The 6268-nt window shown below is 42.5% G+C and carries 7 protein-coding genes and 1 riboswitch; of the genes, 3 read left to right on the top strand and 4 right to left on the bottom strand.

From position 1 onward, the window contains the following. Both B4033_RS00970 and B4033_RS00965 read left to right on the top strand, forming a co-directional pair. Nucleotides 1–374: AEC family transporter (locus tag B4033_RS00970; RefSeq protein ID WP_286831224.1), on the top strand; the 374-nt coding region annotated here is incomplete at its 5' end. 241 nt (nucleotides 375–615) lie between these two features. Next, nucleotides 616–703, top strand: a riboswitch (glycine riboswitch). A 131-nt stretch (nucleotides 704–834) separates the two neighbouring features. Next, on the top strand, nucleotides 835–2082 hold the full coding sequence (locus B4033_RS00965; RefSeq protein ID WP_376745282.1) for a D-amino acid dehydrogenase: 1248 nt from the start codon (nucleotides 835–837) through the stop codon (nucleotides 2080–2082). Between the two features lie 47 nt (nucleotides 2083–2129). On the opposite strand, the gene B4033_RS00960 is transcribed toward B4033_RS00965, so the two are convergent. Further along, nucleotides 2130–2789, bottom strand: a complete 660-nt coding sequence (locus B4033_RS00960) for an A1S_1983 family putative colistin resistance protein (protein ID WP_286831219.1) — start codon at nucleotides 2787–2789, stop codon at nucleotides 2130–2132. A 99-nt stretch (nucleotides 2790–2888) separates the two neighbouring features. Between B4033_RS00960 and ispF the strand changes: the two genes are divergently transcribed. After that, nucleotides 2889–3377 carry a 2-C-methyl-D-erythritol 2,4-cyclodiphosphate synthase gene (ispF, locus tag B4033_RS00955; RefSeq protein ID WP_103800118.1) on the top strand — a complete coding sequence of 163 codons (489 nt, stop codon included), beginning with the start codon at nucleotides 2889–2891 and terminating at the stop codon, nucleotides 3375–3377. Here ispF and B4033_RS00950 read toward each other — a convergent pair. The 3 genes from B4033_RS00950 to B4033_RS00940 all read right to left on the bottom strand — a co-directional run bounded on the left by B4033_RS00950 (nucleotide 3365) and on the right by B4033_RS00940 (nucleotide 6061). Beyond that, nucleotides 3365–3889 carry a protein tyrosine phosphatase family protein gene (locus B4033_RS00950; RefSeq protein ID WP_286831215.1) on the bottom strand — a complete coding sequence of 175 codons (525 nt, stop codon included), beginning with the start codon at nucleotides 3887–3889 and terminating at the stop codon, nucleotides 3365–3367. The genes ispF and B4033_RS00950 overlap by 13 nt on opposite strands. Before the next feature lie 62 nt (nucleotides 3890–3951). Further along, nucleotides 3952–5043 (bottom strand): 3-deoxy-7-phosphoheptulonate synthase, encoded by a 1092-nt coding sequence (locus tag B4033_RS00945; protein WP_111810749.1) that lies wholly within the window; start codon nucleotides 5041–5043, stop codon nucleotides 3952–3954. A 127-nt stretch (nucleotides 5044–5170) separates the two neighbouring features. Next, nucleotides 5171–6061, bottom strand: coding sequence for a sulfite exporter TauE/SafE family protein (locus tag B4033_RS00940; RefSeq protein WP_004809572.1), 891 nt, complete (start codon nucleotides 6059–6061; stop codon nucleotides 5171–5173). Nucleotides 6062–6268: the final 207 nt, after the last annotated feature.

The following is a 6268-nucleotide window of genomic DNA, read 5'->3' as shown; positions in this document are numbered from 1 at the left end:
GATTGGGGATATGGCAGGGGATGAACCAGTTATTGAAACAAATGGCAGCATGCAGTTTGCCTTTAGGTTTGATGTGTGTCGGGGCAGCATTAAAGTTTGGGCAAATTAATCTGGATTTATGGCGCATTGTCTGGAACACAACTGGGCGTATGATCTGCATGCCATTGCTTGGTTTGGGGGTATGCAAGATACTGGGAATTTCCACGCTGACGACTCAAGTGCTGGTATTGTTTTTCGCATTACCAACCGCTTCTGCTTCATATGTATTGACCAAAGTTCTGGGTGGAGACAGTGAACTCATGGCGAAAGTTATTAGTGTGCAGACCCTGGTTGCAGGATTAACCTTGCCATTATTCTTAACTTTTATCATCTGAGTTGAAAGAATCCAATAGAGAAATTTTTTACTTAAAATAGCCTAAGCAAATTAAAATTTTTAATTAACTTATAATTCTGTTTCAAAAATCTAATCAAATATCTGCACCTTCATTTAGATTTCATTTTATAGCTAAGCGAGGCTAACGTAGCCTTGCTAATTACTGTGTCTTTACAACTTTGCACAGTAATTTTTTATTAAGCGCTATAGCATGGTATATAAATTGCAAAACAATACATATGCACATTATTGCAGGAGAGAAATGCACCCGCATTCGCCGAAGGAGCAACGACCCCGGAAACTCTCAGGCAGAAGGACTGTAATAATGCAAAACTCTGGAGAGAAGTGTTGAATCACTCACCGAAGGGGAAGGTTAAGGTATTGATCTCCAATACTGAAATCAAAGCTCTCAGGTAAAAATGACAGATGGGGCAGACATCATAATAAAAAAGGAGATGTCTATGCGTCATGTAATTGTCATTGGCGCCGGGATTACCGGCGTAACCACTGCTTATGAACTGGCTTTATTAGGGTATCACGTCACTGTAGTCGACCAGCATCTTTACCCTGCCATGGAAACCTCGTATGCCAATGGCGGGCAACTTTCCGCCTGTAATGCAGAAGTCTGGAACCAAAAAGCAACGGTACTGAAAGGCCTGAAATGGATGTCGCAAAAAACTGCCCCATTACTGCTCAACCCGTCTTTTAGTGTGCATAAATACAGCTGGCTAATGGAATTTATGGGGAATATTCGTCATTACGAAACCAATACCCGGGAAACGGTAAAAATGGCGTTATTGGCCCGTAAACGTTTATTTGAAATTGCTGAAACAGAACAGATTGAGTTTGATCTGGAAAAAAGGGGAATCTTGCATTTTTATCATACCGAGCAGGATTATAAGGTCGCGATGAAGGTCAATGATCTGCTTTGCAGTGGCGGGCTGGAACGCAATGCGATTTCCAATGAAGAAATTAAACAGATTGAACCCACTTTAACCGGTGATTATTATGCCGGCTTCTTTAGCCGTAGCGATGCTACCGGGGATATTCATAAATTTACTACAGGTCTGGCCAAGGCTTGTGCAGACAAAGGTGTACTTTTCCTGTTTGGTCAGAATGTACAGGCAATAGAGCAGAAGGATGATTATATCCGGATCAGTTGTATGCCGAGCAGTGAAAATTCCAATACCAATCCGCAAGAACGACTGGAACTGAAAGCTGATGCCATCGTGGTCTGTGCCGGTGTGGGTAGTTATCAACTGTCTTATCTGTTGGGTGACCGGGTCAATGTCTATCCGGTGAAGGGATATTCAATTACCGTACAGCTTAACGATGAACAAAGTCAGCAAAATGCGCCGTGGGTCAGCCTGCTGGATGAAAGCGCTAAGATTGTGCTCTCCCGATTGGGTAAAGACCGACTGCGTATTGCGGGTACGGCAGAGTTTAATGGTTATAACCGCGACATTCGTGCTGACCGGATTCAGCCTTTAATTGACTGGACGCATCGTAATTTTGATATTTCCACTGAATATGTGATTCCCTGGACCGGATTAAGGCCAATGATGCCGAATATGATGCCAGTCGTGCGTCAAGGAAAACACAAGCGGGTGTTTTATAATACCGGACATGGACATTTAGGCTGGACGCTCTCTGCTGCGACAGCAGCAATGATCAGCCAGCAGGTGGCTCAAACCTATCCTGTAGCTTAAAACAAAAAAGATCATCCTCGGATGATCTTTTCTTAATTGAATGAGTTTTAGTCATATAGGCGATAGACACCGCTAAAGCGTTCACAGCCTTTCTGCTGGGTTTTTACCGAAAGAAGGGCCTTGGTATAGTGGAATTCATACTTACAGTCGTTTTCGTTATCAGTGATTTCAGTTTTAGCTTCAGGAGTGGTATAAGCTAAAAAAGGGATAGTTTGAGTATCTATACGATTTTTAGGACTGCGATAGGCAATACCTTCGATCTTGATGCGGTCTTTACTGAGCTGATGGACTTTCAGGTGTGCCGGCTGTTTGGCAATCTGGCCCTGTTCAAATTTTAAATAATGCTGGGTCAGGCTTTGATTCAAAGAAATAAAGATATTCAGATCATCTAAACGCACGTCAAACTGCTGTTTATAACAGTCTAGTGTTTTGCACTGTTGTAAGCGGGTTAGCCATAGTTGATGCGTATCCTGAATAATACTTAAAGGTGCATCAGTAATCAGGTAGGCCGTGAGATACTGGCTCGCCAGATTTTTTCTAAATTCAGCCAGAGACACGGAACACAGCGTCGAAGTTGCTTTACTGGCTTGTGAGCTATCTGAACATTCTAGCGGACGTACGGATGCTGCAGCACCTGTTGCCAAAGTGCTCAAACCCAGCATGAGACCCAGAAGTTTCATCATTTTTATATCAGTTTTCAGCAGCATGATCGCTTATACTTTCACTGTGTTACGCTTGGTCTAACTATAGCGAAATAGAAACGAAGTGTACAAGATTTCAATTGGTTATTTCTAAGGATGAAAACAGTGGTTGCACAAATTCGAATTGGTCAGGGGCTGGATGTGCATGCATTCGAAGAAGGTGGTTTTGTCACACTGGCAGGCGTGAAAATTCCACATACCCATGGCCTCAAAGCACACTCGGATGGTGACGTTGTGTTACATGCATTATGTGATGCTTTGTTAGGTGCATTGGCGCTGGGAGATATCGGTCAGCATTTTCCAGATACGGATCCTAACTTTAAAGGTGCTGACAGTCGTGTATTGTTGAAGCACGTGTATCAGCTGATCTTGGATCGTGGTTATGTATTGAATAATGCAGATATTACTGTAGCCTGTGAACGTCCAAAACTGGCAAAGCATAATCTGGAAATGCGTCAAAGCATTGCAGATGTACTAGAAGTAGATGTAACCCAGATTAGCGTTAAGGCGACGACAACAGAAAAGCTGGGCTTTACTGGGCGTCAGGAAGGCATTCTGTCTATGGCGACGGTCCTGATCGCTCATGCAAAGTGATCAGGATTAATCATTGCCAGTTTAAGTTCTTCAGTTGCTTTACGGCCTTGTAGCTGTAAGGCAACAGCATGCAATAGACCCGTCCAGGTGTCATTCGGTTCCCAGACCTGATGCAGACTTGCTTGCGCCGTCGGTAGATCCATATCCATATAGTATTGGCGATATAAATACATCAGGCTGCTGACATGGAAGTTCTGGTTGCAATGTACCCAAACGGCTTGTTGCTTGATGAGATGATCAATCATGTCCAGCACTAGCAGGCATTGATCATCGGATGGCATTTCCCAGGAAATTGGCAGCTGGATATAGTTGAGACCAAGCTCCAGACAGATTTTATCTTCATGGTCTAGGTGAGGCTCTGCATCGCTCAAAGCTACATTGATAACGGTCGAGATCCCGTATTCCTTTATTAGCTTAAGCTGTTCTGCTGTTGGCTGGCCTGAAGTAAACAGGTGCTCATGGATGAATTGAAAATTATTAATTTGACAGAGTGCAGTTTCAATTTCATTCATCAGATCATTTTCCTTATGTAGAAATGCAAACGCCATCTTACGATGGCGCTTTGATCAATCGCTTAGCGATTTGGTAAAACATCCTTTAACGCCTCATGCATATCAAGTAATGCCTTTTCAGTCGTTTCCCAGTCGATACAGCCATCAGTCACTGATTTGCCGTATTCCAGATCACAAAGGTTAGCCGGGATATCCTGACGACCACCTTTAAGATGACTTTCTACCATAATACCAACAATTGATTTATTTCCATCAATAATTTGTTCAGTGATGTTTTTTAGCACTAATGGTTGTAAGTACGGGTCTTTATTTGAGTTTGCATGACTGGTGTCAATCATGATTTTGGTACTAACTTTCGCTTTTGCCAAAGCAGTCTCAGCTTCTGCAACAGAACCTGCATCATAGTTCGGTTTGCCATTGCCACCACGAAGTACCACATGAGCATATGGGTTACCAGAAGTACGAATGACTGCAACCTGACCTTGATCGTTCAGACCGAGGAAGCTATGACCGTGTTTCACGGATTGCATGGCATTGGTTGCAACAGTCAGGCCGCCATCAGTACCGTTTTTGAAACCTACTGGTGAAGACAGGCCAGATGACATTTCACGGTGAGTCTGGCTTTCGGTAGTACGTGCACCAATCGCTGACCATGAAATTAAATCCTGATAATACTGTGGTGAGTTTGGATCAAGTGCTTCGGTTGCACATGGCAGACCTTTTTCATTCAGCTCAAGTAAAAGCTTACGGCCAATGCGTAGACCTTTTTCAATATTGAACGAGTCATTCATGTCCGGGTCATTGATCAGACCTTTCCAGCCAATGGTAGTACGTGGTTTTTCAAAATACACACGCATTACCAGATACAGGCTGTCTTTTACTTTTTCACTCAGCACTTTCAGGCGCTCAGCATATTCTTTGGCAGCTTCGGGGTCATGAATTGAACATGGACCAATCACGACAAAAAGACGTTTATCGTTGCCATCCAGAATATTGCGAATCGTTTCACGACCTTTCAGTACGGTTTGATAAGCATTCTCAGTCAAAGGCAACTCAGTCTTTAATTGTGCTGGAGTTACAAGAGGAATCATGCTTTGGATATTCACATCATCAATATCTGATTGTGAAATAGGATTTGACTGTAGTGTATTCATTGCCGTCACTGGTTCGATCATACAAAAGGTTGTTTAATATCCCGAATATAACATGAATGATGCGTCACTTTGTTATAAAAAAGATGAATAAATCTTTGAAAAAAAAGTGATGAATCTGAGGTTTAGTTTAAACGGCCTGAGATTTTTCTGCTTCGGTGACCAACTCGGGTTGAGCTGGTTGGGCAGGTTTGGATTTGACTGGATTGAGCATAAAGTTCACACCCAGACAGAACAGGGTAACACCCAGAATTTTACGGATAATTTTCTCAGGCATACGTGAACTGATCAATGTGCCGATCACGATTGCAGGAATAGAACCCACCAGTAACCAGCCTAACAAAGCAAAGTCTACATTACCTGCGCTCATATGGCCCAAGCCTGCGACTAAAGTTAGAAGTACGGCATGCACCACGTCAGAACCGATAATACGAATCATCGGCAAATTCGGGAACATTAGAATCAATGCCATAATACCGAATGCCCCTGCACCCACTGAAGACAAGGTCACAAAAACACCAAGCACGATTCCCATGATGATAATCAGGGCGCGTTTTTTGCCAGATTTAAAATCGACCTTTTCCAGATCCTGGGTCATATCTGGCAGTTCTTGTTTACGGTATTTATTAAAGAACTTCTCAATTGAAGCGCGGAATACAATAGAAATACCGGTCAGCGTTAGCATAAAACCGAGTACCATGGTGAGTACTGCTTTATAGTGGGTAGATTGACTGAGATAGTTCTCAAGTACCCAATGGGTTGCAAATGAGGCAGGAATACTGCCGATTGCCAGCCAGATCACAATGGGCCAGATAATATTCATTTTTTTTGCATGGACAAAAGAACCGCAGAATTTAGAGATTGCGGCATATAGAAGGTCAGTACCGATTGCAATGTGCGGTTCAATCCGGAATAGGCTGATTAAAATAGGGGTCATCAGTGAACCACCGCCGACACCAGTAATCCCTACACAGAAACCAACTAACACACCTGCTAAAATAAACTCAATCGGACCAAACATCTATATATGCCAATATCAAAAAACGAGCATATCTTATGACTATTAAAGATAAGTAGTTGTCTTGATTAATGATTTGCTTATTCCAAAATAAGATAAAGCAAGTGATTAATGAGGTGTTTTATTATCGAAAAAACTGGTCTAAAGGATAAGTCCGGTAAGCTTTCTAAAGAATTTTCTTATAGTTAGGAAATACGAGGAAGATAAATG

This window comes from Acinetobacter sp. UBA3132 (assembly GCF_002364825.1).
GTDB lineage: Bacteria > Pseudomonadota > Gammaproteobacteria > Pseudomonadales > Moraxellaceae > Acinetobacter > Acinetobacter schindleri.
The sequence above is the reverse complement of the archived record's forward strand: the minus strand, read 5'-3'. Positions and strand labels throughout refer to the sequence as shown.

Excerpts from the sequence above, each read along its gene's own strand:
- B4033_RS00965 (WP_376745282.1), top strand. The coding sequence starts at position 835 with ATGCGTCATGTAATTGTCATTGGCGCCGGGATTACCGGCGTAACCACT.
- B4033_RS00960 (WP_286831219.1), bottom strand. The coding sequence starts at position 2,789 with ATGCTGCTGAAAACTGATATAAAAATGATGAAACTTCTGGGTCTCATG.
- B4033_RS00950 (WP_286831215.1), bottom strand. The coding sequence starts at position 3,889 with ATGAATGAAATTGAAACTGCACTCTGTCAAATTAATAATTTTCAATTC.
- B4033_RS00945 (WP_111810749.1), bottom strand. The coding sequence starts at position 5,043 with ATGAATACACTACAGTCAAATCCTATTTCACAATCAGATATTGATGAT.
- B4033_RS00940 (WP_004809572.1), bottom strand. The coding sequence starts at position 6,061 with ATGTTTGGTCCGATTGAGTTTATTTTAGCAGGTGTGTTAGTTGGTTTC.